Below are 26045 nucleotides of genomic sequence, written 5' to 3' on the forward strand. Positions count from 1 at the left end.
AAATCCTTTACTCCCAAATTGTACAGATGCCTACAATGACGCATTCTTCGCCTCGTTGTTGGATATAGGTTCATCTTGCAAGCGGCTTATTAAGGCTTGATAACAGGGTTTCACTCCCTTAAACAGTTGATTTAGCTTGTCACTGTTTTTCATTTTCGCCTCCGTTTCAAGGCTAAGAAACAACTCCTGCAACTGTATCGCGCCTATGCTACTCGATAGCCCCTTAAGACTGTGACTCAACTGTCTCACCTGCTCAAAAGCCTTGGCATCAATGGCAGCTTCCAGTTCATCCAATTGTGTTGGTGTGCTCTCACAATACATCTGACAGATCTCGCCAAACAGCACTTCGTTATTCATTAGGCGATTGAGCGCCTGCTTGCGATTCCAGACATACTCTTCATCCTTATTGGACAGCAGATCTGGCAATTCAGATGCCACCAGCTTAGGAGGTTTCCCTTCCCCGTCAGTGGTGGACAAAAGCCAGTCACACACCTTTTCAAACAGGCGCTGAGCCTCAATAGGCTTAGTGATGTAATCATTCATCCCCGCCTTGATACACTTGTCGCGCTCTCCCATCATGGCGCTGGCTGTCATGGCGATGATGGGGATATTGATGAACAGATCGCCGGCCTTTCCTGCGCGGATAGCCCTGGTGCAGTCATAGCCATTGAGTACCGGCATCTGACAATCCATTAAGATGCAATCCACCTGATGCCCCTCACCGTATTGAGCGAGCTGCTCAAGGGCCTCCTGGCCATTGGTGGCTTTAATAAACTCAAGCGGTAAATCAGACAGGATCCCAATTGCCACTTCGATATTGATCTCATTATCGTCGACCACTAACACCCGTGCGCCTTGAAGACGCTTCATCTCCTCTTCGCCTAAGCTACGCTGCTCATCCACATTTTGATATTTCTCAACCAATACCAAGCTTTTCCCACCGCCAAATTTCTGCATTAACTCGGAAAAAAGCAGCGGATTATTGAGGTATTCGAGCACGATATTATCCAGCGACTTATTTTGCTCAGCACTCTTTTGAAATGCCAACACCCGGGGGAGACTATCATGATTTTCGGCGAGCTCAGGCCATCGGCTATCGAGTTCCATCAACAAAGCGTGGCACTGTTCAAGAATAAGCACCTGAGGCAAGTTGTGCGTCTCTGTGCCCTGTTGGTTAAGGCTTTCTTTAAAGATCTCCTGGGAGAGCAGCGTGCCACCAAGCCGCGAGATTGCCGCCTCGACACAAGCCTGCTGCTCAGGATGCTCCAATAGCACGCAGCAGGGTACATCTTGGAGCACGGGTTCCGTGGCCATCAGCTGGTAGTCCTGCTGCCCAAGTAGCATGGAAAAGGTAAAGCAACTTCCCTTCCCCTCCGTCGACTCGAAACTCATTTTGCCATGTAAGAGTTCACTCAACTCCTTACAGATAGATAAACCGAGTCCGCTGCCACCGTACTGAGCGGCGATACTGGAAGTTGCCTGGGAAAAAGCACTAAAGAGCTTAGCTTGATTCTCTTTGGCGATCCCTATGCCTGTATCTGACACCTCACAGATAAACTCAAGCTCGCCCGTCTCTTTGAGTCGGCTATAGGCCTTTACCTTGATATAGCCACGGTCAGTAAACTTGATCGCGTTATTAACCAGATTGGTTAATATCTGCGAGAGCCTATGAGGATCGCTCACTACACTCTGGCAGCGTAGGTCAATTACATCTATGATGAACTCTACGCCCTTCTCTTGAACCTTTACCGCCATACTGCTACAGATACTTTCAACCAAATTTATGGGGTTAAAGCTACTGATATCCAAATCGAGTTTGCCAGCCTCAATCTTGGAGAGGTCCAAAACATCGTTAATTAAGCTAGAGAGGCCATTAACACTGACCTCAGCCATCTCCAGATAACGCTTCTGACGCTCGCTCAGCGGCTCCTTTCTCATCAAGTTTAAGGTGCCGACAATACCGTTAAGCGGTGTTCTCATCTCATGACTAATGTTAGAGATAAAGGTACTCTTCACATGGCTAGCCTTTTGCAACTCTTGGGTGCGAATGGCAACTTTCTTTTCCAACTCGGCATTGGCCTGTCGGATCTTCCTGGCCGCCTGCTTCTCAATGGAGACATCACGAAAAATAAACGCGACCCCCAGCGCCTGCTTATTCTCCCCAATGATTGGCGAAACAGAGACAAACAACTCCCGGCTTTCCCCCTCGCTCATGGGCAATTTAGCATCAAAGGTTAGGGTGTTATTGCCGTGATTAGCCTTGGCAACTAAGTCCTTCAAATCATGCTCAGGCACTAACGTCAACTCGTTAATAGAGTGCCTTTTAGCATAATCAACATCATAGCCAAACAGTAACTCCGCTGCTCGGTTCCAGTTGTTGATATGACCACTATTACTCACCCCTATGATGGCATCTTGAGAGCCATGAATAATCGCCGCGGACTGCGCCTTCTCTTTAGCCAGCGCCATACTGTTTCGCGCACTGCGTCCCAAGATAGACACCACAAAAAGAAACAGCACGCCGATGATCAACATGAAAGAATAGACACTGACGCGCCGGCCAATAGCCAGCTCCTTTACATAGCTCCGAGGGGCCATCAAAGTGGCCGTTAGGCGCCCACTCAGGGCATCGTTTGATAAACTAATGGCTCGGTTAAAAGCATAGTAGAGCTTGTCCTCATGATAAGTGTCTACCACGAGTTCAAATTGACGTGATAACGCCTTAGCCACTTGATAATGCTTAGACCAAACCTGCTCGGGGTTAAGGTCACGGCTAAAGCGCATCTCACTATCGGGATGTAGTAAAAAATACCCCTGGCTGTCGGTCAAAATCAGTTCATAGGGTGTTGGCACAAATGCTTCAAACGTTTCCAGCAGGTTATAGGCGTTTATATTGACGATTAAGAAACCAAAGCGCTGCCCCGCATCGTCAAATATCGGTTTTGCCAGACGCAGCATAGGTCGATAGGGGTAATCAATCTTGCCAAACTCTCTATTTAGGGTGATAGGAGACGTATAGATCTCGCCTTTTTGCAGTGTCTGACTTGCCTTAAAATAGTCTCTATCGTGCTTATTCTGAAGGCTTGCATCAGGTATCACATGTACCCCTCCTGCGTGCCTGTCGACCCTCACCAGCTCCATCCCCTCGGCGTTTAGCACCCTCAACTGCTCATATTCACGATTATTTTGTAAGAAGGCGACAAAGATAGTCTCAAGACGGCGACGCCACTGGCCGTATTGAGTGCCATCCACAGGATCGACGCCTTGATTTGCCTTTGCCCTGGACAGGCCTGAGATGGGCGGCGTCTCAAATAAAAACCGTAAACTATTGATATAACTTGTCAGCCTACCTTGCGCTTGATTATTGACCTGCTCGCTAATATCCGACAAGTTGGCGCGCACACCACCGATGACATTGCTATTTAACCGGGACTCAAACAAGACAATGATGATCAGCGCCACCACTAAGACGGCGACTAAAGAGAGGGGAAGCAGTGAACGGGCGCCAAACAGGGATGATATTCGAGAGATCTGTCGCACCATGGAACTAACTCCTTTTAATCATCCAATGCTTCAGCCGAGGGCTACTATAATGAGGCTAACTTTTGTCCCAGATAAAGGGCTAAAAGATACCGCATATAATCAGTGAGATAATAGACATCTCCTGTCTATAACTCAGCCTAAGGTAGTATTTATACTCGTTTTGCTGCTGCGCGGTAAATTTCCTAAGTAAGTTGATTATAGTCAGCTAATATAGATATAGGCGGCAGATTTGAAAAGGAATTCTTCTATGCTTTTCGGCACCGACATAGCAACCCGACAAAAAATATTAGTTGTTGATGATGAGGGGCCAAATCTACATCTCCTAGAGCAAGCCCTCACCGATCTTGCCGAAATCATCTGCAGTACTGGCGGCCAGGACGCGCTGGACAAAGCCGAGCAACACCAGCCTGCCATCATACTATTAGATATCGAAATGCCGCAGATAAACGGCTTTGAGATGTGTAAGCGGCTCAAAAACAATCCTAAAACCTGCAATAGCGCGGTGATCTTTGTCACCGCCCATAGCGAGAGCAGTTTCGAATATAAATCGCTCAGTTTAGGTGGTATCGACTTTATCAGTAAGCCTATCAACCTCGATAACTGTCGATTACGAATCAAAAACCACTTGTTACTAAAACGCCAGGAACAAACCATCATAGAGGCACGCCAGGATATGCAGGCACTGGTGAATCAGATCCCTTCCTTTATCTCCTACTGGTCAAAGGATCTGCATAATCGTTTTCATAATGACTACAATGGCAAATGGTTTGAAATTACCCCTCATGACGCTCTGGGCAAACCCGCCTCAAACCTTCTGCCCAAAAACCTCTATGAGAAGATGCTCTCCTGCATAAACAGCGGCAAACTGAAACATCAATTTGAGGTCAGCCTCCCAAACAACCAGCATGAGATCACCGATGCCCAAGCACATCTTACGATACGAAAGCATGAGGGGCAGCTTGTAGGCCTACTCTTGACCCTGACAGATATCAGTTCCATTAAACGCGCCAAAAACCAACTCGACATAGAAAATCGTCGTTTTAAGATCATGCTTAACGCCATTGGTGATGCCGTCATTGCTACAGACTGCGATTCAATAATCACCTTTATGAACCCCATCGCCGAGCGACTAACGGGCTGGGTATGTCGCGATGCTATTGGCCTTCACATAGATCAGGTGATGAACCAGTGTGACGCTAAGACCAAGTATCGTGGCACCAACCCTGTGACCATAGCCATCAAAGAAAAACGCAATGTCGCCATGGCGCTCAACTGCCAGCTAACAAGCTTAGATGGCACGACCTTCCATATTGAGGATTCCGCAGCTCCTATCACAGATAGCGAAGGCAATGTCACTGGCGGTATCATGGTGTTTCACGACTGTAGCGAATCTGTGGCCATGTCACTCAAGATGAGCCATCTGGCCAACCATGACCAGTTAACGGATCTTCCCAATCGTATCTTGCTCCATGACAGGGTGAATCACGCCTGTGCGGTAGCCGACTCCTACAACATGAGTGTAGCGCTGCTGCTTATCGATATTGACCACTTTAAATACCTTAACGATTCGCTGGGTCATAGCTACGGCGATCAGGTGATAAAGCAGGTGGCCAAACGCCTGCAATCCTTAATCGATCCCAATGCCACCTTAGGCAGGATAGGCGGGGATGAGTTTATCCTGCTACTGCCCTCTCTGACCTCCACCAGCCAGGTCGATTCCATCGCCACCGACATTGTCCATAGCCTCAATACGCCATTTCGAATCGAGGGCCAGGAATATACCCTCTCGGCCAGTGTCGGTATCAGCATCTACCCCTCAGATGCCCTCAGGCCAGAGGAGTTAATGACTCATGTCGATGCCGCCATGTACCGCGCCAAAGATCTGGGCCGCAATCGCTTCTGTTATTTTTCTGAAGATTTGGAGCGTGAACTACTCAAGCGCCACAAACTGATCACCCTAGTGCGAAATGCCATCGACACAGAATCTATAGAGGTCTACTTACAGCCTAAGGTCGATTTACAGACCCAAGAGATCATTGGCGCCGAAGCCCTAGCCAGATTGCGCGATCCTAGCGGCAAGCTCATCTCCCCCCTCGACTTTATCCCACTGGCTGAAGAGACCGGGCTTATCAACCAGCTCGGAGAAATCATCTTAAAAAAGAGTTGTGTTGCCGCGAAAGCTTGGCAAGACAGAGGGAGACCTATGCAAGTAGCAGTAAATATTGCCGCTAAGCAATTTACCAATCCCAACTTCTGTAATGAAGTCGCCAAAGTGTTGGAAGAGACAGGGCTATTAAGTCGCTACTTGGAACTGGAGGTGACAGAAAGCGCCTTAATGTATGATTTTGACGAGGCCCTTAGCGTACTCAACACCCTCTCCGCTTTAGGATTAACTATCGCCATCGATGATTTTGGCACAGGCTATTCAAGCCTAAGCTACCTTAAGTTTTTCCCAGTCAACACCTTGAAGATAGATCAGTCCTTCGTCAAAGATATGTTTGAAGACGATCAGAGCCTGGATATCGTCAGAGCCGTAATTCGTCTGGGTAAGTCCCTCAAGCTTAAACTGATCGCCGAAGGCATAGAGAATAGCAAACAACTGGAGAAGCTGATCGAACTGGAATGCGAGCAAGGACAGGGTTATCTGTTTAGTAAGCCGCTGCCCCTCGATGAGTTCGATAGCTTACTATGATAAGCATACCAGCAGATGCAAGAGGCTTGACTTCACAAGCTTGACTCCACAGGTAAATCCCCTTTTATCAACGGTCTAAAATAAATACTGCCCCCAAGCGCATTAGGTCCTCCGAAGACAACACGCCGTGCCGCTCACATTAATGACAGCCTTTCACTCTAATCCCGTGAAAAGGGTTAAGCTGACAACAAAAAGCCCGCTAGATGCGGGCTTTTTGTCACTCAGGCTAAACGCCTAATTTATCGCGCATAGTGTAGTACCAGGCACCAATAGCCGAGAAGGGCACCTGCAACAAGTGACCACCTGGGAAAGGATAGTGAGGTAGCTGCGCAAAGGCATCGAAACGCTTAGCCTGACCATTGATGGTCTCTGCCAGAATCTGCCCCGCCAGATGGGTATAAGTCACCCCATGGCCGCTACAGCCCTGAGAGTAATAGATATTACCGCCGATTCGCCCAACCTGTGGCAGGCGCGACAGTGTCAGCAGGAAGTTGCCTGTCCAGGTAAAGTCAATCTTCACGTCTTTTAGCTGTGGAAAGGTCGCCAGCATCTTAGGGCGGATAATCGCCTCGATATCGGCAGGATCCCGGGCACCATAAACCACACCACCGCCATAGATGAGACGCTTGTCGCCAGAAAGCCTGAAATAATCCAGCAGATAGTTACAATCTTCCACACAGTAATCTTGTGGTAAAAGCGAATGCGCCAGCTCATCACCCAAAGGTTCAGTGGTGATCACCTGAGTACCGCAAGGCATAGACTTAGCTTGTAACTCTGGCAGTAGCCCCTTGAGATAGGCGTTACCGGCGACGATAACAAATTTGCACTTCACCGAGCCTTCTTGAGTATGCACCACAGGACTATCGCCCTGATCGACGCGAATAACCGCTGAGTCTTCAAAAATCTGGCCACCTAAGGATTCCACCGCATCGGCCTCACCCAGCGCCAGATTAAGCGGGTGAATATGGCCGCCACTCTTGTCTAGCAGGCCACCCACGTAGCGCTCGGTATCCACCACTCCGCGAATAGCGTTAGCATCGAGCATCTCCAGGTGACCAAGGTGTCCATGCTTCTCCCACAGGGCTTTTTGAGCCTCGAGGTGGCCCATCTGCTTCTTGTTCAGCGCCGCAAACACGCCGCCATCTTTCAGATCGCACTGGATATTATATTTTGCTACCAGCCCTTTGAGGATACGCCCCCCTTCAAAGGCCATCTGCCCAAACAGCTTGGCTTGTTCAGTCCCAACAACCTTTTCTATGGTGTCGATATCGCGACTGAAGCTGTTAACTATCTGGCCACCGTTTCGTCCAGAGGCGCCAAAACCGACTCTGGCGGCCTCCAGTACTGTGACCTTAAAGCCCGCCTCCAGTAGATGTATCGCCGAGGAAAGCCCGGTGTAGCCGGCGCCGATAATACAGACATCCGTCTCTATGTTGTCGCTGAGTTTGTCCCGCAACTGTTTGTTATTGGCTGACGCCGCATAATAGGAATTTGCGTGAGGTGTACAGGTCATATCATTCACCCTGAATCGTTATAATTAATGGGTTGCATTTGACAGGCGCCGCGGCGCGGCGACCTGTTATCTTGAGCGAAACACGAAAGTGGCGAGCCTAGTCGCTAGCCATACGACTGCGTTTATCGGCGCGTCTTGCCATATACCAAGAGATAAAGGCGATAAGCGAAACGATCAATATGATCAAGGTCGCTAGTGCGTTGATTTTTGGCGAAACCCCCATACGTACCGAGGAGAAGACCACCATAGGCAGTGTCGTCGCGCCCGGCCCAGAGGCAAAGCTGGCGATCACTAAGTCATCGAGCGATAAGCTAAATGACAGCAGCCACCCTGCGATCAGCGCAGGCGATATCATAGGCACTGTGATATGGAAGAAGGTCTTGAGAGGCGTAGCCCCCAGATCTTGCGCCGCCTCTTCGATAGAGAGGTCCAGCTCGCGTAGCCTAGATGACACCACCACGGCAACATAAGCCGCACAGAAGGTGGAGTGGGCAATCCACACGGTCAACATCCCTCGCTCTGCCGGCCAACCCAGTAGGTCGGCCATATGCACAAACAGCAGCAACAGAGAGAGACCCGTGATCACTTCAGGCATTACCAGCGGCGCGGTGATCATGTTTGACAGTGTCATCTTGCCCCAGGAGCGAGCAAAACGTGTCATCACAAATGCCGCCATGGTGCCCAAAATCACCGCCATGGTCGAAGCGAAAAACGCCACCTTCAAACTGGTTGCTACCGCATCGAGGATCTGCTCGTCACGAAACAGTTCACCATACCATTTAGCCGAAAAACCACCCCACACCGTTACCAGCTTAGACTCGTTAAAAGAGTAGAAGACCAGAATAAACATGGGCGCATAGAGGAAAGCCATGCCACCCCACAGCATCAGAGTGGAGAAACTCATCTTACGTAATCTGTTGCTCATATCGTCTTCTCCATACTTCTGGACTGATAACGATGGAATAAGGTAATAGGAATGATCAAGAGCGCTAACATCACGATGGCGAGCGACGAAGCAACCGGCCAATCACGATTGTTGAAGAACTCCTGCCAAAGCACCTTACCTATCATGAGCGAGTCAGGACCGCCCAACAGTTCAGGGATAACAAACTCCCCGACCACAGGAATAAACACCAACATGGAACCGGCAATCACCCCGCCCTTAGACAAAGGCAAAGTGACCTTCCAGAAGGTATTCAGGCTACGTGAGCCCAGATCCGCTGCAGCCTCTAGCAGGCTACCATCAAGCTGAGACAAGTTGGCATACAGAGGCAAGATCATAAAGGGCAGATAGGTATAGATAATACCCACATAGACGGCAAAGTTAGTGTTCAGCATCTGAATCGGCTCAGAGATCACGCCAAGCCACATCAGCACATTATTGATCACCCCATTGTTACTCAGTATCCCCATCCAGGCATAAACACGGATAAGAAACGAGGTCCAGGAGGGCAACATCACCAAGAGGATCAACACGGTTTGGTGCTGTTTAGGCGCCCTGGCGATGGCATAGGCCATAGGGTAACCAATCAGCAGACAACCTAACGTGGTGATAAAGGCCATCTTAAGGGAGCCCAAATAGGCATTTACATAGAGACTATCTTGGAAAATCAATATGTAGTTGCCCAGGTTCAGCATGATCTGCAGTGACTCATCAGCATACTGATATAAGGCCTCATAAGGCGGAATCGACACAGCTGGCGTCGATAAACTGATCTTCAATACGATGGCAAAAGGCAAGGCAAAGAACATCAACAGCCAAAAATAGGGCACACCTATGGTCCAGCATTGCCCCTTGGGCAAGCGGAACCTCAATGATTTCTTCTTCATAACGCCCCCGTTAAGATCTCAATACAACGGCACTGGTCGCTTCCCAACTCACGAAGACATGCTCTTCCCAGGTTGGCGAGTCGGCACGGCGATCGCTGTTAGTCATGACAGACTGAATCAACTGACCATTGCTCAGACGTATGTAGTAAACCGAGATCCCCCCGAGGTAGGCGATATCTTCAACCTCCCCAGCACACCAGTTGTAAGACTCCTGGGGTTGCTCGCGGCTGATATGGGTCTTCTCGGGGCGGATAGCGACCCAAACCTTGGTGGTATCGACGCTGGTTGATACCCCGTAGCCCACATAGAAAGGCTGAGGAAGGTTGGGGGCTTTGATCACCACATGGTCAACCTCATCCTCGACAATATCCCCTTCAAACAGGTTAACACTGCCAATAAACTCAGCCACCATGCGGTTCGCCGGGCTCTCATAGATATCCATAGGTGAACCGGTCTGCACTATCCAGCCGTCACTCATAATGGCAATACGCTCGGCCATGGTCATGGCCTCTTCCTGATCGTGAGTCACCATCACACAGGTCACCCCAACGGCCTCAAGAATATCGACCACTTCCAGTTGCATCTGGGTACGAAGTTTTTTATCGAGTGCGCCCATGGGCTCATCGAGCAGTAAGAGTTTCGGACGCTTAGCCAGTGAACGCGCTAAGGCGACACGCTGGCGCTGACCGCCAGAAAGCTGGTTAGGCTTACGCTTAGCATAAGCTTCCATATGCACCAGCTTGAGCATCTCATTAACTCTTTGCTCTATCTCTTCCTTTGGCATCTTATCCTGCTTGAGACCGAAGGCGATATTTTGTGCCACTGTCATATGTGGAAACAGAGCATAAGATTGGAACATCATGTTGATAGGACGCTCATAGGGCGGCATATCGGTAATATCCTGGCCATCGAGGTAGATACGCCCCTCGGTCGGCTTTTCAAAGCCAGCCAGCATGCGAAGCAGTGTGGATTTCCCTGAACCCGAACCGCCAAGCAAAGCAAAAATTTCCCCACGATTAATATTTAGCGAGACGTCGTCAACAGCACGAACATCGTCAAATAGCTTGCTGACTCTCTCTATCTTCAGCAACACCTCTCCTTGCGTCTTTGTTGTCGGTTTATTGGTGACGCCCGAATTGCTAGCCATAATACTTCTCCACAAAAAGCACCACAGGGGGCGCCTACTGCAATATTTAGATGATCTTGATTAAATGAGGGCAAGCGAACTTGCCCTCTCGACACACGGCATTACATGCCAGATTTAACTTTGGTCCATACGCGGGTCATCACGCGCTGCGCCTTCATTGGACGAACATCGGCCACATACAAGCGAGACAAGACTTCCGGAGTTGGATAGATAGCAGCATCGTTGCGGATCTCTTCATCCACAAGCTCTTGTGCTGGTACGTTAGGGTTGGCGTAAGCCACATAGTTGGTAATTGGCGCAATCACCTCTGGACGTAGCAGATAGTTGATAAAGGTATGCGCGTTTTTCACGTTTTTGGCATCAGACGGGATAGCCAACATATCAAACCATAGGTTTGCGCCCTCTTTCGGGATCGAATAGCCAATCACATGACCATTTTCAGCCTCATCGGCACGAGCCGCGGCTTGGAAAACATCACCCGAGTAACCAAATGCCACACAGATGTCACCGTTGGCTAAATCTGTGATGTAACGTGATGAGTGGAAGTAAGTAACGTAAGGACGCACCTTAGCTAAGACTTCACCCGCCTTGGTGTAGTCTTCACTGTTAGTACTGTTTGGATCCAGTCCTAAATAGACCATTGCCATAGGCAACATCTCATCGGCACTGTCCAGCAGAGAGAAACCACACTTGGAAATCTTTTCAGCATACTTAGGATTAAATACCAACTCCAAGGAATCTAGCGGCGCATCTTCACCCAGTACTTGCTTCACTTTAGCTTCGTTGAAACCGATACCCGTAGTACCCCACAGATAAGGCACTGAGTGCTCGTTACGTGGATCGGCACTTTCGAGTTGCTTCATCAATTCAGGATTTAAATTTTTATGGTTGCTCAGTTGCCCCATATCCAGCTTCTGGAAAGCGCCAGCTTTGATCTGCTTGGCGAGGAAGTTATTTGACGGCACCACGATATCGTAGCCAGAGCGACCAGACAGTAGCTTGGCCTCAACCACTTCGTTGCTGTCAAACACATCATAGATAACTTTAATGCCGGTTTCTTTTTCGAAATTGGCAAGCGTATCTTCGGCGATATAATCAGACCAGTTATATACACGTACAACCTCTTCAGCGGTCGCCATTGAACTGCTAAATACTCCAGCTGTCACTAGAGCCAGTGTTGTCATTTTCTTTAAAAGCTTCATGCTATCTCCTTGTTAGCTTGCCAGTAGTCTGATGATTACTGCCATTGCATTGCCGCTTGTGACGGCTTTCATTGTTATTATTGCCAATGCTACAGCTTACAACCGCATCGAACCTGTTTAACATTCAAAAAGTTAACTACCCTACTCGCCAACGCGAGTAGGATAAATTTTCACATTAATAACCTGATTTTGCTTTAGTCCAAGCGCGAGTCATTACACGTTGAACCTTCATGGGACGAACCTCGCGAATATACAAGTTTTTAATGATTTCATCATTCGGGTAGATGCCAGGATTATCTAATATCTCCTTGTCTACCAAAGCCTGAGCCTTATCATTTGGGTTGGCATACGCCACGTAATTAGAGATCTCGGCAATCACATCTGGACGCATCAGATAATTGATGAACACGTGGGCGTTATCGATATTCTCAGCATCGGCGGGAATGGCTAACATATCGAACCACAGGTTCGCGCCCTCTTTGGCTATGGAATACTTGATCTCGTGCCCATTCTTCGCATCGTCTGCGCGTGCAGCGGCTTGGAACACATCGCCGGAGAACCCAAAAGCAACACAAGTGTCTCCATTGGCCAAATCAGTGATGTAACGTGATGAGTGGAAGTAGGTCACGTAAGGACGCACTTTTTCAATCGCCTCGCCTGCCGCTTTGTAATCCTCAACTGAAGTGCTGTTTGGATCTAGCCCTAAGTAAGAGAGCGCTTGCGACATCATCTCATCGGCGGAATCCATCATAGAGAAACCACAACTTGAGATCTTCTCGGCGTATTTAGGGTCAAAAATAAGGGCTAAGGAATCAACGGGCGCGTCTTCACCTAAAACGGCTTTCACCTTTTCAACGTTATAACCTATGCCTGTTGTGCCCCAAAGGTAAGGCACTGCATAACGATTTTGTGGATCGGCTTTCTCTAACTGCTTCATTAGATCGGCATTAAGATTGCCAAGATTCGTCAGCTTACTTTTATCCAGCGGAGCGAACGCCCCAACCTTAATCTGTTTAGCAAGAAAATCATTAGAGGGTACAACGATGTCATAACCAGAGTGACCCGATAACAGCTTAGCCTCAACCATCTCATTGCTGTCGAAAACATCATAAATGACCCGAATACCGGTTTCTTTATAAAAGTTATCGAGTGTATTTTCAGCGATGTAGTCGTTCCAGTTATAGACTTTAAGTACTTCTTCAGCCTGAAGTGCACCACTCGCTAAGGCAGATCCCACAAGCAAACAAGATGCTTTAACAGTATTTAAAAGTGTCATCGATTTCTCCATTGCTACCACGTTTTCACGGGTAAAACTGTCAGTCATAGTAGTGTCGACTAATCGACATCATTATTTTGTTATTATTGACCAATGCTACAGCTTACAATCGCATCGAACCCATCTACCTCTTTTTTCTCCCGTAGTGTAAAACTGAATATTTTTCCGTTCAATCTGAATTTAAAACGATTAAACGCTCGCTATTCCCACCTCAGTAATCGGTACGTCACAAGACGTACCAACGCCCCAAACTGATGAGAAGAGTGCACCATCAAAGTGCAGTAACCAATTAAACTGTCAGCAATAAGAACTCACGTTCCCACGAACTAATTACCCGGCGGAAATTTTCAAGGTCGGTCTGCTTCACCGCGATATAACCAGAGGTAAAGGTCTCACCTAGATATTCCCTCACCGCAGAGCTTTCAGACATCACGGCTAGCGCCTCTTCCAAGGTCAACGGCAGGCTGATCCCCTGACGATTCTCGTTCGCACGGCCTTGCACAGGTGTCGATGGTTTCACATCTTCCACCATCCCCATGTAGCCGCACAGTAAGGTCGCAGCGATCGCCAGATAACTATTGGCATCGGCACCGGCAATGCGGTTCTCGATACGACGATTCTGTGGAGACGACTCAGGAATACGCAGACCACAGGTACGATTCTCATCGCCCCATTCCAAGTTAACAGGCGCCGAGGTGCCAGGTAGGAAACGTCTAAACGAGTTCACATTGGGCGCCATCAGCGGCAGCAACTCTGGAATATATTTTTGCAATCCACCGATATAGCTCAGGAACTTAGCACTTTTTGTGCCGTCTTCGTTGGTAAAGATATTTTTGCCTGTTTTGGTGTCCACTACACTCTGGTGAATGTGCATGGCGCTGCCCGGTTCATCGGTTACAGGCTTAGCCATAAAGGTGGCACACACGTCATGCTTAAGGGCCGCCTCGCGCAGAGTACGCTTAAAGACAAACACTTGATCAGCCAATGACAGAGCGTCGCCATGACTGAAGTTGATCTCCATCTGGGCGGTGCCTTCCTCGTGGATCAGGGTGTCGATATCAAGCCCCTGAGCCTCACACCAATCGTACATATCTTCAAATAGCGGATCATATTCATTGGCTGCATCGATAGAAAACGACTGGCGTCCTGACTCTTTACGGCCACTGCGTCCCACAGGCGGGATTAATGGAATATCAGGATCTGAGTTTCTGTGGGTAAGATAAAACTCCATCTCAGGCGCAACCACAGGTTTCCAACCTTTGTCCTCATAAAGCTTAAGCACTTTCTTCAGCAGATTACGGGGAGATAGTTCAATTGGATTCCCCATTTTATCGAAGGTGTCGTGGATCACCTGAGCCGTCGCCTCGACTGTCCAAGGCAACATAAATACCGCATTCTCATCGGGCACACAGACAAAATCAATATCCGCCTTGTCCAACAGGCTGTCATACATGTCATCATCAACATAGTCACCGGTAACGGTTTGCAGCAAGACGCTCTCAGGCAGGCGCATCCCCTTTTCATCGATAAACTTGTCGACGGGGGCGATTTTGCCGCGGGCGATACCCGTCATGTCACTGATAACACATTCAACTTCGGTGATCTTATTGGCTTTTAAATATTCAATTAACTTCTTCATGGTTACTATCTCTTGCGTTGCGCTGCTCTGGCTTGGCAGGCTTGACTGAAGGCACTAAAAATCGCGCGATAGAAGGGGGTCTCTAGCACCTTCCATTCAGGGTGAAACTGCACCCCTAGTGCAAAACTCTTAGCCTCTTTGACCGAAAACGCCTCGATTAATCCATCGGGAGCGTAAGCTTCTGGCCGCAATCCAACACCCAAACGGTCAACACCTTGAGTATGCACAGAGTTCACCTCTGCTAAATTGCGGCCCCAAGCCTCGTGGAGCAATCCTCCCGGTTCAATCTTCACAGGGTGAGACAGGCCATACTGCACCTCGACATTTGCCGTCGTATCTTCTCTGTGTTCAATATAATCGCCAACCTGATGCAATTTTTGATGCAAAGACCCGCCAAACACTACGTTCATTTCTTGAAATCCGCGGCAGATGGCCAGCACAGGCACGCCAGCGTCGATAGCCGCCTTTAAAAGCGGCAGATTGGTCGCGTCGCGCTTAGGGTCGTGTAGGGTATCAGGGTCACTCGCCGCCCCGTCATAGTGATGAGGCTCGATGTTAGAGGGCGAACCGGTGAACAGCAGACCATCTAACCTGGGTAAGATAGTTGACGCAGGACAATGTCCCAGCGCAGGAATGACCAGTGGCCAGCCTTGAGTCGCGTCGGCAATACTGAGTAGGTATTTCTCACCGACGATATTAAAAGGGTGCAGGCCTATCTGTTGATTACAGGCCGTAACACCGATAACAGCAAGTCCTTCATCGGACATAGTTCACCTTTAGCTTATTGCGTCTTTTTATCGTTATAGCAATGAACAGACTTCATTCAATGTTCATTTTTTCACACACTACACTGAAATAGTTAACGAGGCAATAGGTCTTAGAAAACAAAATAAACAAGCAGGTAACAAATAAAATAAAAACCAATTAAAACAATAGTGAAAGACGATAAAATTTAATATCACCACCGATAATCGACTAAATTAGGGTCAATTGTTTTGTGAAACAGCTCCCAAAGTTTGGCGGCGATTAAAAATCGTAAAAGCCAATCTTATGGGTAAAATTATTTACACAAGTAAGCGGAAACGTTACAGGGAAATGAACAGGAAAACATGAGGGAAAAGTGAAGGTGCTGGGCTCTGCGCCCAGCAGACAGATTAGAAATTGGCAGGCGTGGTCGCGCTGACGATACGGCAAGGTTTATCGAATGGATTGCGGAATCTATGGGGCAGCTCACTGTTAAAGTAGTAACTGTCGCCTTCGGACAACACATAGACCTCATCGCCTATGGTGATCTCCAGTTTACCTTCAATCACCATGGCCGCCTCTTCACCTTCGTGCTGTAACATCTCTTCTCCGGTATCAGACCCTGGCGGGTAGACCTCGTTCATCACAGACATGGCACGATTAGGGTAGTCCCTGCCGATCAGCTTGTAATCCAGATTACCATCGCCGATATCCAGCAGCTCACCTGAGCGGTAAACCACCTTCTGCTCACTGGGCATGCTTTCTTCGATGGAAAAGAAATCCACCAGAGACATAGGTAATCCCGACAAAACTTTCTTCAGGGAGCTTACCGACGGACTGACGCTGTTCTTCTCGATCATAGAGATGGTGCTGTTGGTCACGCCGGCACGTTTGGCTAACTCGCGTTGCGATAACCCTTTCATTTTACGAACAGCTTTGAGATTTGCGCCTATATCCAAAAAACATCTCCTATCCAACAAGACCCCAGCCGAAACAATTTCCCATACTAGTTTGTATCAAACTAAAAAGCATGTTAAATATAATCAACAGGTGTGAAGTATAACCAACTCAAGGGTCAAAAGTATACTTACTCTGACCAATTTAGTCGAATAACAAGAATAAACCCCGCATTCGGAGCCAAGATGACTAGCAAGCGCCCGGTCCACAGTGACCAATATCCTGATTCTTACTACCATGCCACAGCTAATGCCCTGGAACCACAGCCTCAGCTCACCGAACAGATCAGCGCCGATGTCTGCATCGTTGGTGGCGGCTTTAGTGGTATCAACACCTCCATAGAGCTGGCTCAAAAAGGTTTCAGCGTTGTCTTGCTTGAGGCTAAGCGGATCGGCTGGGGGGCATCGGGCCGCAATGGGGGCGAGCTGATCCGTGGTATAGGCCACGATGTCGAGCAGTTTCGTAACGAAATAGGCTCTGAGGGTGTGGCAGCCATTCACGAGATGGGCTTCGAAGCGGTGGAGATAGTACGTAACCGTATCGCCGAACATAATATCGACTGTAACCTAAGGATGGGCTACTGCGATCTGGCCACCAAGCCCAGACACATGAAGGAGCTTACCGCCGACTACGAGGAGATGCTCAATCAGGGGCGCGAAGGCTTTAAACTGCTGGAGAAACACCAGCTCGGCGAAGTGATAGGCTCAGACATCTATAGTGGCGCACTGGTCGACATGAACAGCGGCCACCTGCATCCCCTCAATCTCGCGCTAGGCGAAGCCAAGGTGGCCCGCAGTTTAGGGGTGAAAATGTTCGAATATAGCGCCGCCACCAAGATAGTTAAGGGAGAGCGCCCCATAGTGCATACTCAGCACGGCCGCGTCGACTGTCGCTATCTGGTGCTCGCGGGCAACGCCTATATCGGCCACGAACTCAATAGCTATCTGGGTGGTAAGGTGCTGCCAGCAGGCAGTTACCTGTTAGCCACCGAACCACTGACCCAGGAACAGTGTGACGAGATCATTCCGCAAAATATGGCCTTTGCCGATATGCGTATCGATCTCGATTACTTCCACCTCTCCCAGGATAATCGCCTGCTGTTTGGCGGTCTATGTACCTACTCGGGCAAAGATCCCAAGGATATCAACGCTGCCCTGCGCCCTAACCTGGAGAAGGTATTCCCTCAACTTAAAGGGGTCAAAATCGACTACGAATGGGGTGGCATGATAGGCATTGGCGCCAATCGTCTACCGCAGATCGGCAGGTTACCTGATTGCCACAATATTCTCTATGCACAGGCCTATGCCGGCCACGGCGTTAACGCCACCCACATGGCCGCCAAGCTGATCGCCGAAGCGTTGACGGCCCAGGCTGAGCGTTTCGATATCTTCGACAGGGTACAACATATGACCTTCCCTGGCGGACCAACGTTTCGGTCACCCATGCTGGCAGCTGGCATGCTATACCACAGGCTCAAAGATCTGTTTTAGCCTTAAATCGATAACCTATAAAAAAGGTGCCCTAGGCACCTTTTCTGTTAGTGGCAATTAAGCCCTAATACCAATCACAGTAAGTAAGTGATCAGAAATAGCACAGGAAAAATGCTTGAGAACAAGGCAGGATTTTTCGATAAGTAGTTATTCTACAATCAAAAATACTAACGCAGTTATCGAGCGTTTTAACAAGCTAAAATGATCAGTTATTTATTACGATTGGTATCATTCAATGGGCAGATCAGGGTTGGTGCCCCAATCAGCCCAGGAGCCGTCGTATAGCACCGCCTTGTCGTGACCTGCGGCCACCGAGGCCAAGATCAAGAAGCAGGCGGTAATGCCTGAGCCACAGCTGAAGATACGCTCAGCCTCCTTATCACTGAGCAGCGATTCAAAGATCTGCTCAAGTTCTTCAACAGGCTTAATTCTGTGACCACGCAGTAGATCGGCAAACGGCAGGTTAACTGAGCCGGGAATATGCCCGCTACGCACCCCAGGCCTTGGCTCACTGGCTTCACCGCTAAAACGCGCTGCCGCCCTGGCATCTAAGATGGCACTATCACCGCCTAGCCGCTCCAGCACTTGATTGGCATCACAGATAAACGACGGCTGATAATCGACCCGAAAGGCTTCGCGCGCCTCATCGAGCACTGGTTTCTGATAGGTTTCACTGGTCATGCGTGACTCGCTTAGCCACTGAGGCAATCCACCATCGAGCACATAGACGTTTGCATGGCCCATGAGTTTAAACATCCACCAGGCTCTGGGCGCGCTATAAATCCCCTGATTATCATAGACAACCACTAAGCTGTCTCTGTCGATCCCCAGCGCCGTGGCCTCCTTGGCAAATTGCTCTGGCGTCGGCATGGCGTGAAGCTGAGTTGATGTGCTGTCGTAAAACACCTTCTCAAGATCGAACTTCTGCGCCCTGGGGATACAGACAAACTCGTCATACAAGATAGGCTCTTTGCCAACGACGCTCTCCATGCTCGCATCGAGCAGGACTAAATTAGACTCAAACAGGTTCGCTTCAAGCCAAGCCGTCGTCACCAACGGATATTCCATATAGACTCCCAATCTGGGGGGCTCGTCAGCATCAACCTCGCCCCTCTTCTCAATGTGATAACGTTTTACTGCTAAAACAATATACGATGCATAGGGATAAGGACAAGTGACTTATAATGACCAAGCGAAATGACAGACATAAAAAAGCCCTTTATAAGCTAAAGGGCTATTGGTAAAGCAGTTTTCAGCGTGAGCTAAACCTAGACCAGACTAGAGAGCAATCCAGGTTGCCTTGATCTCTGTGTACTTATCGAAGGCATGTAGCGACTTATCCCGGCCATTACCCGACTGCTTATAGCCGCCAAACGGTGCTGTCATATCGCCACCATCATAGTGATTGATCCACACCATGCCACTGCGCAGCGCCTTGGCCGTCTTGTGGGCCTTGCTAATATCTGAGGTCCACACACCTGCGGCCAATCCATAGATGGTATCGTTACCAATACGAATAGCTTCCTCCATCCCATCGAAGGTGATCACAGAAAGCACAGGCCCAAAGATCTCCTCCTTGGCGATGGTCATCTCATTGTTCACATTGGCAAAAATAGTCGGCGCCACATACACACCACCAGTCTCAGCCAACACCTGCTGTCCACCTTGGCGTAGCTGGGCCCCTTCGGCGACTCCGGCACGAATATAGCGCAGTACATTGTCCAGTTGTTGCTGATCGACGACGGCGCCACAGGTGGTCTCAGGATCCAGCGGATGCCCTGGCTGCCAGGCTTGCATCTCAGCTTCAATAAGTTTAATAAGCTCTTCCTTAACGCCCGACTCCACCAGCAAACGAGAGCCTGCGGTGCACACCTCGCCCTGGTTAAAGGCGATGGCTGAGGCCGCCGCAATGGCCGCCTCTTTCAAATCTGGCGCATCATTAAAGACGATATTCGGACTCTTGCCGCCCGCCTCTAACCAGACACGTTTCATGTTGGACTCGCCCGCATAGATCATCAACTGCTTGGCGATCTTAGTCGAACCTGTGAATACCAGGGTGTCGACATCCATATGCAGCGCAAGCGCCTTGCCCACGGTATGACCGTAACCCGGCAGCACATTAAGCACACCTTTAGGAATACCAGCTTCTATCGCCAACTGCGCCATACGTATGGCGGTTAGGGGAGATTTTTCTGACGGCTTTAACACCACACTGTTACCTGTAGCCAGCGCAGGGCCCAACTTCCAGCATGCCATCAACAGGGGGAAGTTCCAGGGAACAATCGCCGCCACCACACCCACAGGCTCACGGGTGATCATGCCAATTTCATTGTGGGCCGTCGGGGCAATCTCATCATAGATCTTATCGACCGCCTCACCCGACCAACGTATGGCACGGGCGGCGCCGGCCACATCGACGGCGCCAGAATAACGGATAGGCTTACCCATATCTAAGGTTTCCAGCAGGGCCAACTCATCCTTATGAGCCTCAAGCAGATCGGCAAAGCGAATCATCACCTGCTTGCGCTTAACCGGCGGCAGCTGAGACCAATCGCCGCGCTCAAACACTTCGCGGGCATTGGCCACAGCGCGGTTAGCATCAACGAGATCGCAACTGGCTACCTGGGTCAGCACCTTGCCATCTATAGGGCTGATGCAATCGAAGGTGTCACCTGAATCGGCGGCGCAATACTCGCCATTGATAAATGCCTGCCCCTGAATAACCAGGTTATCCGCCATCTGTTGCCATTGTTCACGATTTTGTGGAGTACTCATTCTGACCTCTTAACGGGTGATAATTGCTTTAGCGTCAATGCTGAACCGGCCCAGGCGCGATTCATACAGCGACAATGCCTGCCCTAGATTACGCTTAACCCCAATTCAATTTCAATATTTTTTACAAAAAGTTATTTTTTGCTATAAATAATGAACAAAAAGCTTTCATGTTCATTATTTCTGACATAGCATAGCGAATATCAACCACTCAATAAAACAACAATTACACTGAACCAGGGTAGATGATATGGAAGATTTTAATAGCGCTGACCAGCAGGCCACAGGCACTCTGGAACACTATTGGATGCCTTTTACCGCCAATAGACAGTTTAAGCAAAGCCCACGCCTGCTCGCGCAGGCGGAGGGGATGTACTACACGGATGTGAATGGTCGCCCGGTACTCGATGGCACCGCAGGTCTATGGTGTTGTAATGCCGGTCACGGTCGCAAGGCGATCTCTGAAGCGGTTAGCAAACAGATCCACGAAATGGATTATGCCCCCTCTTTCCAGATGGGCCATCCGCTGGCCTTCGAACTGGCCGAGCGTCTCGCTGCCATCGCTCCAAAGGGGATCAATAAGGTATTTTTCACTAACTCAGGTTCTGAGTCTGTCGACACCGCATTAAAGATCGCCCTCAACTATCACAGAGCCCGTGGTGAAGCCACCCGTACCCGTTTTATCGGTCGAGAGCTGGGCTACCATGGCGTCGGCTTCGGCGGTATCTCAGTAGGTGGCATTGGCGGTAACCGCCGCACCTTCAGCCAGCAGCTACTGCAAGGGGTCGATCATCTGCCCCATACCCTAGATATCAAGGCCAATGCTTTCTGCAAAGGACTCCCTGAGGCTGGCGCAGAAAAAGCAGAAGTACTCGAACAACTGATCACCTTACATGGCGCCGAAAATATCGCCGCGGTGATCGTCGAACCTATGTCAGGCTCTGCCGGCGTCATACTGCCGCCACAGGGCTACCTCAAGCGTCTGCGCGAGATCACCAAGCAACATGGCATTTTGTTGATCTTCGATGAGGTGATCACCGGTTTTGGACGCGTAGGCGATGCCTTTGCCAGTCAGCGCTGGGGCGTCACGCCAGACATGATCACCACCGCCAAGGCGCTCAACAATGGCACCATTCCTATGGGCGCCGTGCTGATCGATGATGCTATCTATGATGCCAGCATGGACGCTCCAGAGGGCGCCATCGAACTCTATCATGGCTATACCTATTCGGGTCATCCGGTTGCTGCGGCCGCCGCGATAGCCACCTTAAATATCTATCAAGAGGAGCAGCTGTTCGAACGCACCAAGTCGCTGGAAGGCTACTTCGAACAGGCGGTACACAGCCTCAAAGGACTGCCGAATCTCATCGACATTCGTAACACAGGCCTAGTGGCTGGCATCCAGTTTAGCCCAAGCGACAAAGGCATTGGTAAGCGTGGCTACGGTATCTTCGAGACCTGTTTCAAGAACGGTACCTTAGTCAGAGCCACGGCCGACACTATCGCCCTATCGCCACCACTGATAGTGGAAGAGGCGCAGATAGATCAGATAATCAATACCTTAAGCGATGCCATCATCAGCGTTGGCTAACCCTATTCAATAGAAAGACATTAAGATTTTTGCAGGGAATTTACGTGCTATGCAGCAGATAAACCACTACATCAACGGCCGACACACAGACAAGAGTGAACGCAGCGCCGCCGTTTTCGAACCCGCGACAGGTCAGCACAAGGCTAATGTCTCTCTGGCCAGCGCCATAGAGGTCGATGCAGCCGTCGAGTTGGCGAAAAAGGCCCACGGCCCCTGGTCAGAGATGACCCCGCTCAACCGTTCACGCATCCTGTTTAAGTTCAAGGCCCTGGTCGAAGCCAACATGGATGAACTGGCCGCCATGATCACCCGTGAACATGGCAAGGTGCTTGACGATGCCAAGGGCGAAATCATTCGCGGCTTGGAAGTCGTGGAATTTGCCTGCGGTATCCCACATCTGCTCAAGGGCGAGCATACAGAGCAAGTCGGTGGTGGCGTCGATGCCTGGACACTCAACCAATCCTTAGGGGTGGTTGCAGGCATCGCGCCCTTTAATTTCCCGGTCATGGTACCTATGTGGATGTTCCCCATCGCCATTGCAGCGGGTAACACCTTTATCATGAAACCCTCAGAGAAAGATCCTACCTCTGTAATGCGTATGGCTGAACTCCTCACCGAGGCAGGCCTGCCAGATGGCGTATTTAACGTGGTCAACGGCGATAAGGAAGCGGTAGATGCCCTACTGACCCACAAAGATATTCAGGCGGTGAGTTTCGTTGGCTCAACCCCTATTGCCGAGTATATCTATCAAACCGCAGCCGCACACGGCAAGCGAGTCCAGGCACTGGGCGGCGCGAAAAACCATATGCTGTTGATGCCAGATGCTGATCTTGACCAGGCGGTCAGTGCCCTGATGGGCGCCGCCTATGGCAGTGCAGGGGAGCGCTGCATGGCGATCTCTGTAGTACTTGCCGTCGGTGATGTGGGCGATGCGCTAGTAGAGAAACTCCTGCCCCAGATCCAGGCACTCAAGGTGGGCAATGGCCTCGAAGGTGAGATGGAGATGGGACCATTGATCTCGGCTCAGCATCTGGAGAAGGTGCGCGGCTATGTGGACACAGGTGTTGCCGAAGGGGCGACTCTGCTGGCCGATGGCCGTCAACTCACAGTTGCTGACCACGAGCAGGGCTACTTCCTCGGTGGCTGCCTATTCGACCATGTCACCCCAGAGATGACCATCTATAAAGAGGAGATCTTCGGCCCGGTACTGGCTATCGTGCGGGTCAAAGATTATAGCGAGGCGCTAGCGCTGATCAATGAGCATGAGTTTGGTAACGGCACCGCCATCTTTACCCAGAGCGGTGAGGCAGCCAGACACTTCTGCCATCATGTACAGGTCGGTATGGTAGGGGTCAATGTCCCTATCCCTGTCCCTATGGCCTTCCATAGCTTCGGTGGCTGGAAACGCTCGCTCTTTGGCCCGCTGCATATGCATGGTCCAGACGGGGTGCGTTTCTACACTAAGCGAAAGGCGATCACCGCCCGCTGGCCAAAAGGTAACAGCGGTCAGGCAGAGTTTGTGATGCCTACCATGAAATAAATTCCCTTAAGGCGCAGTGCTGCGCCTTAAATATTTGTTATAGTTTTTGGAGTCGATATGACGCAAACTATTGATGCCATCATCAATTTTGGCCAACATAAGGTTAAGACAGAACATTATGAAGTCGCACCTGAGAAGGTGCTTAGCGGGGAACCGAAACAGCAACTGGAGAATCACTACTCCAGCCCCTGCGATCAATTTCACGCCGGGGTCTGGCAGGGTCAGGTCGGCAGTTGGAAGGTCAACTACAGCGAACATGAGTATTGCGAGATCTTGTCAGGCAGCAGCGAAATTATCGATGAAGCTGGCAATAGCATCACGGTCACTAAAGGCGATCGCTTCGTTATCCCAGCAGGGTTTAAAGGGGTATGGCGAGTGCTGCAGGAGTGCCGCAAGATCTACGTCGTTTTTGAACAAAAATAATTATCAGTATTGCCATGTTGTCTCAGCATCTTAGCTGTTGTTTGGCTTAATCTGGTCGGGTTAGCTTGCTAATCAGACTGGTGTCAACAAAGTGAAATGGAGAAACCACCGTGTATAAAAAATTTAATAAGAAACGGATAGCCCAACTAGCTGGCTTAACCTTGGCAACTGCGCTAATTACACCTTTAGCTCAAGCCGAAGTTTCGGGAGAGATAGGCATCACTAACGATTACCGCTTTCGCGGTGTCTCACAAACCGCTGGCGACTTTGCCGTTCAAGCCGGCATAGATTACAGCATGGAAAGTGGTTTTTTTGTCGGCGCTTGGGGAAGTAATGTCGATGATGAAAGCTATGACGCCGATGTCGAGATTGACATTTACGCAGGTTATGCCGGCGCCTTTGGCGAAGATGATGCAGTAGAATATGACTTTACCCTCACCTACTACACCTATCCTGGACAAGATGAGAGCAGCCAGTATCTGGAAGCGACCCTAGGCTTCTATATCGCCGACTTCCATGTTGCACAGTGGTACACCAACGACTATGCCAACGCAGACGTGTCACTGCACTACACTGAAGTGAACTACTCTTACGGGTTCGCCGAAAACTGGAGCCTTGACCTTCATGTAGGCTACAACTATGGCGACGGTGCCGATCTGGACTGGGGTGAAAACTATCTAGACTACTCAATCGGCGTCTCAACAGAGATGAATGGATTTGGCTTTTCACTGGCTTGGTTAGACACTAACCTGAGCAGCGAAAATGAGATCACCGATGGTCCTTGGAAAAATGAAGGCACTATTCTGGCGTCAGCCAGCTACAGCTTCTAACCCTCTTTCCCCAACCTAAGTGATTGTCAAAAAAACCGCCAAGATTGGCGGTTTTTTATTACAGCTTCAGGCTCTCACCGCGGCGAACCCGCTCAGCCAGCATACGCCAATAGTTAACCAGTTCCTGATGCGCCTGCGCGCGCTCGGGAAAGGTTTTTGATAAATCTTGCAGAATATTAGCTTGCTGATGGCAGAGCTTTTCCCATCGACGGGCATTAGAGAGGTGCATAGTGTTGTCCTTAACGTATTAAACTCCTTCGAAGAGTATAGCCAGTTTATTAAAAATTTGATCTAAGCCGCTAGGAAAAAAGCGTTGCCGGGAGTATCTTCAAGCTATAAAGCTAAGGAGTGATTATGACTGAAACCCTATTTAAAATCGTCTTTATCCTGGTGGGTCTTTTTGTGATCTATAAGCTGATCTTCTCAGGCAAACGTGGCTTAACCCTGTTTGAGATGCACTTTAAGGATGGGCGTCTTATTTCCCATAAGGGCAAGATCCCAGAGAAATTTCAACGAGAGTGCAGAGCTATCGCCAAGAGTGAAAAACTCACCTGTGTGGTGCGCGCCGAAAAGAACGGTGGTGTGAGACTGCATGTGTCGGCAAACGTCAGTGATGCCGTCACCCAGCGCATTCGCAACCTGTTCCCCTTCGAATATTACGACAAGAAAACCATCGACAACTCTCGCCAGGCAGGCTAAACCTGTCTGCGCTGTGCATGATGGCCGCGAATACTCGTTCCCGGCGGCCATCTTGCGTGGCACTATCTCTGCTCTAATGCTAGTGCTAAGAGCTTAACCTTTTGACCAGCAGCGGCGTACTTGCTCGCTAGGACTTGGTCGTGCGATTAAGGCCATG

Annotated in this window: 20 protein-coding genes; 7 read left to right on the plus strand and 13 right to left on the minus strand. The window is 49.7% G+C overall.

Annotation, left to right across the window (positions count from 1 at the left end; genetic code table 11):
- Nucleotides 1-30: 30 nt before the first annotated feature.
- Nucleotides 31-3543 carry an ATP-binding protein gene (locus tag CFF01_RS14485; RefSeq protein WP_088905253.1) on the minus strand — a complete coding sequence of 1171 codons (3513 nt, stop codon included), beginning with the start codon at nucleotides 3541-3543 and terminating at the stop codon, nucleotides 31-33.
- Between the two features lie 247 nt (nucleotides 3544-3790).
- Between CFF01_RS14485 and CFF01_RS14490 the strand changes: the two genes are divergently transcribed.
- Nucleotides 3791-6235: an EAL domain-containing protein gene (locus CFF01_RS14490; protein WP_088905254.1), complete on the plus strand. Its 2445-nt coding sequence runs from the start codon at nucleotides 3791-3793 to the stop codon at nucleotides 6233-6235.
- Between the two features lie 226 nt (nucleotides 6236-6461).
- Here the strand turns inward: CFF01_RS14490 and CFF01_RS14495 are convergent, their stop codons facing one another.
- The 9 genes from CFF01_RS14495 to CFF01_RS14535 all read right to left on the minus strand — a co-directional run bounded on the left by CFF01_RS14495 (nucleotide 6462) and on the right by CFF01_RS14535 (nucleotide 16545).
- Nucleotides 6462-7748: an NAD(P)/FAD-dependent oxidoreductase gene (locus CFF01_RS14495; RefSeq protein ID WP_033540123.1), complete on the minus strand. Its 1287-nt coding sequence runs from the start codon at nucleotides 7746-7748 to the stop codon at nucleotides 6462-6464.
- Between the two features lie 97 nt (nucleotides 7749-7845).
- Nucleotides 7846-8673, minus strand: coding sequence for an ABC transporter permease subunit (locus CFF01_RS14500; RefSeq protein WP_033540124.1), 828 nt, complete (start codon nucleotides 8671-8673; stop codon nucleotides 7846-7848).
- Nucleotides 8670-9578, minus strand: coding sequence for an ABC transporter permease subunit (locus tag CFF01_RS14505; protein ID WP_033540125.1), 909 nt, complete (start codon nucleotides 9576-9578; stop codon nucleotides 8670-8672). The genes CFF01_RS14500 and CFF01_RS14505 overlap by 4 nt, the downstream gene beginning before the upstream one ends.
- Before the next feature lie 10 nt (nucleotides 9579-9588).
- A complete protein-coding gene (gene potA, locus CFF01_RS14510) occupies nucleotides 9589-10725 on the minus strand; it encodes a polyamine ABC transporter ATP-binding protein (RefSeq protein ID WP_033540126.1) in 1137 nt (378 codons plus the stop codon).
- Between the two features lie 101 nt (nucleotides 10726-10826).
- Nucleotides 10827-11927 carry a polyamine ABC transporter substrate-binding protein gene (locus tag CFF01_RS14515; RefSeq protein ID WP_033540127.1) on the minus strand — a complete coding sequence of 367 codons (1101 nt, stop codon included), beginning with the start codon at nucleotides 11925-11927 and terminating at the stop codon, nucleotides 10827-10829.
- A 175-nt stretch (nucleotides 11928-12102) separates the two neighbouring features.
- Nucleotides 12103-13203: a polyamine ABC transporter substrate-binding protein gene (locus tag CFF01_RS14520; RefSeq protein ID WP_088905255.1), complete on the minus strand. Its 1101-nt coding sequence runs from the start codon at nucleotides 13201-13203 to the stop codon at nucleotides 12103-12105.
- Nucleotides 13204-13492: 289 nt separating this feature from the next.
- Nucleotides 13493-14842 (minus strand): glutamine synthetase family protein, encoded by a 1350-nt coding sequence (locus tag CFF01_RS14525; protein ID WP_033540129.1) that lies wholly within the window; start codon nucleotides 14840-14842, stop codon nucleotides 13493-13495.
- 5 nt (nucleotides 14843-14847) lie between these two features.
- Nucleotides 14848-15609 (minus strand): gamma-glutamyl-gamma-aminobutyrate hydrolase family protein, encoded by a 762-nt coding sequence (locus tag CFF01_RS14530; RefSeq protein WP_088905256.1) that lies wholly within the window; start codon nucleotides 15607-15609, stop codon nucleotides 14848-14850.
- Between the two features lie 387 nt (nucleotides 15610-15996).
- On the minus strand, nucleotides 15997-16545 hold the full coding sequence (locus CFF01_RS14535; protein WP_088905257.1) for a cupin domain-containing protein: 549 nt from the start codon (nucleotides 16543-16545) through the stop codon (nucleotides 15997-15999).
- Between the two features lie 183 nt (nucleotides 16546-16728).
- On the opposite strand from CFF01_RS14535, the gene CFF01_RS14540 reads away from it, so the two are divergent.
- The gene (locus CFF01_RS14540) at nucleotides 16729-18033 is read left to right on the plus strand and encodes an NAD(P)/FAD-dependent oxidoreductase (protein ID WP_088905258.1); all 1305 of its coding nucleotides are present in this window, start codon (nucleotides 16729-16731) and stop codon (nucleotides 18031-18033) included.
- A gap of 228 nt (nucleotides 18034-18261) precedes the next feature.
- Here CFF01_RS14540 and CFF01_RS14545 read toward each other — a convergent pair whose 3' ends face one another.
- Complete coding sequence (locus CFF01_RS14545; protein WP_088905259.1) at nucleotides 18262-19101, minus strand: sulfurtransferase; 840 nt, start codon at nucleotides 19099-19101, stop codon at nucleotides 18262-18264.
- 210 nt (nucleotides 19102-19311) lie between these two features.
- The gene (locus CFF01_RS14550; protein WP_088905260.1) at nucleotides 19312-20808 is read right to left on the minus strand and encodes an aldehyde dehydrogenase; all 1497 of its coding nucleotides are present in this window, start codon (nucleotides 20806-20808) and stop codon (nucleotides 19312-19314) included.
- A 247-nt stretch (nucleotides 20809-21055) separates the two neighbouring features.
- Between CFF01_RS14550 and CFF01_RS14555 the strand changes: the two genes are divergently transcribed.
- From CFF01_RS14555 to CFF01_RS14570, 4 genes are all read left to right on the plus strand, one after another.
- On the plus strand, nucleotides 21056-22396 hold the full coding sequence (locus tag CFF01_RS14555; protein ID WP_088905261.1) for an aspartate aminotransferase family protein: 1341 nt from the start codon (nucleotides 21056-21058) through the stop codon (nucleotides 22394-22396).
- Nucleotides 22397-22445: 49 nt separating this feature from the next.
- Entirely contained in the window at nucleotides 22446-23936 is a 1491-nt protein-coding gene (locus tag CFF01_RS14560; RefSeq protein ID WP_033540136.1) for a CoA-acylating methylmalonate-semialdehyde dehydrogenase, read from the plus strand.
- Between the two features lie 57 nt (nucleotides 23937-23993).
- Nucleotides 23994-24359 (plus strand): cupin domain-containing protein, encoded by a 366-nt coding sequence (locus CFF01_RS14565; protein ID WP_033540137.1) that lies wholly within the window; start codon nucleotides 23994-23996, stop codon nucleotides 24357-24359.
- A 110-nt stretch (nucleotides 24360-24469) separates the two neighbouring features.
- The gene (locus CFF01_RS14570; RefSeq protein ID WP_033540138.1) at nucleotides 24470-25189 is read left to right on the plus strand and encodes a TorF family putative porin; all 720 of its coding nucleotides are present in this window, start codon (nucleotides 24470-24472) and stop codon (nucleotides 25187-25189) included.
- A 58-nt stretch (nucleotides 25190-25247) separates the two neighbouring features.
- On the opposite strand, the gene CFF01_RS19205 is transcribed toward CFF01_RS14570, so the two are convergent.
- Entirely contained in the window at nucleotides 25248-25418 is a 171-nt protein-coding gene (locus CFF01_RS19205) for a hypothetical protein (RefSeq protein WP_088905262.1), read from the minus strand.
- Between the two features lie 125 nt (nucleotides 25419-25543).
- Here CFF01_RS19205 and CFF01_RS14580 point away from each other — a divergent pair, with 125 nt between their 5' ends.
- On the plus strand, nucleotides 25544-25888 hold the full coding sequence (locus CFF01_RS14580; protein WP_088905263.1) for a DUF3634 family protein: 345 nt from the start codon (nucleotides 25544-25546) through the stop codon (nucleotides 25886-25888).
- Nucleotides 25889-26045 lie beyond the last annotated feature (157 nt).

It is taken from the genome of Shewanella marisflavi (assembly GCF_002215585.1).
In the GTDB taxonomy this organism is placed as follows: domain Bacteria; phylum Pseudomonadota; class Gammaproteobacteria; order Enterobacterales; family Shewanellaceae; genus Shewanella; species Shewanella marisflavi.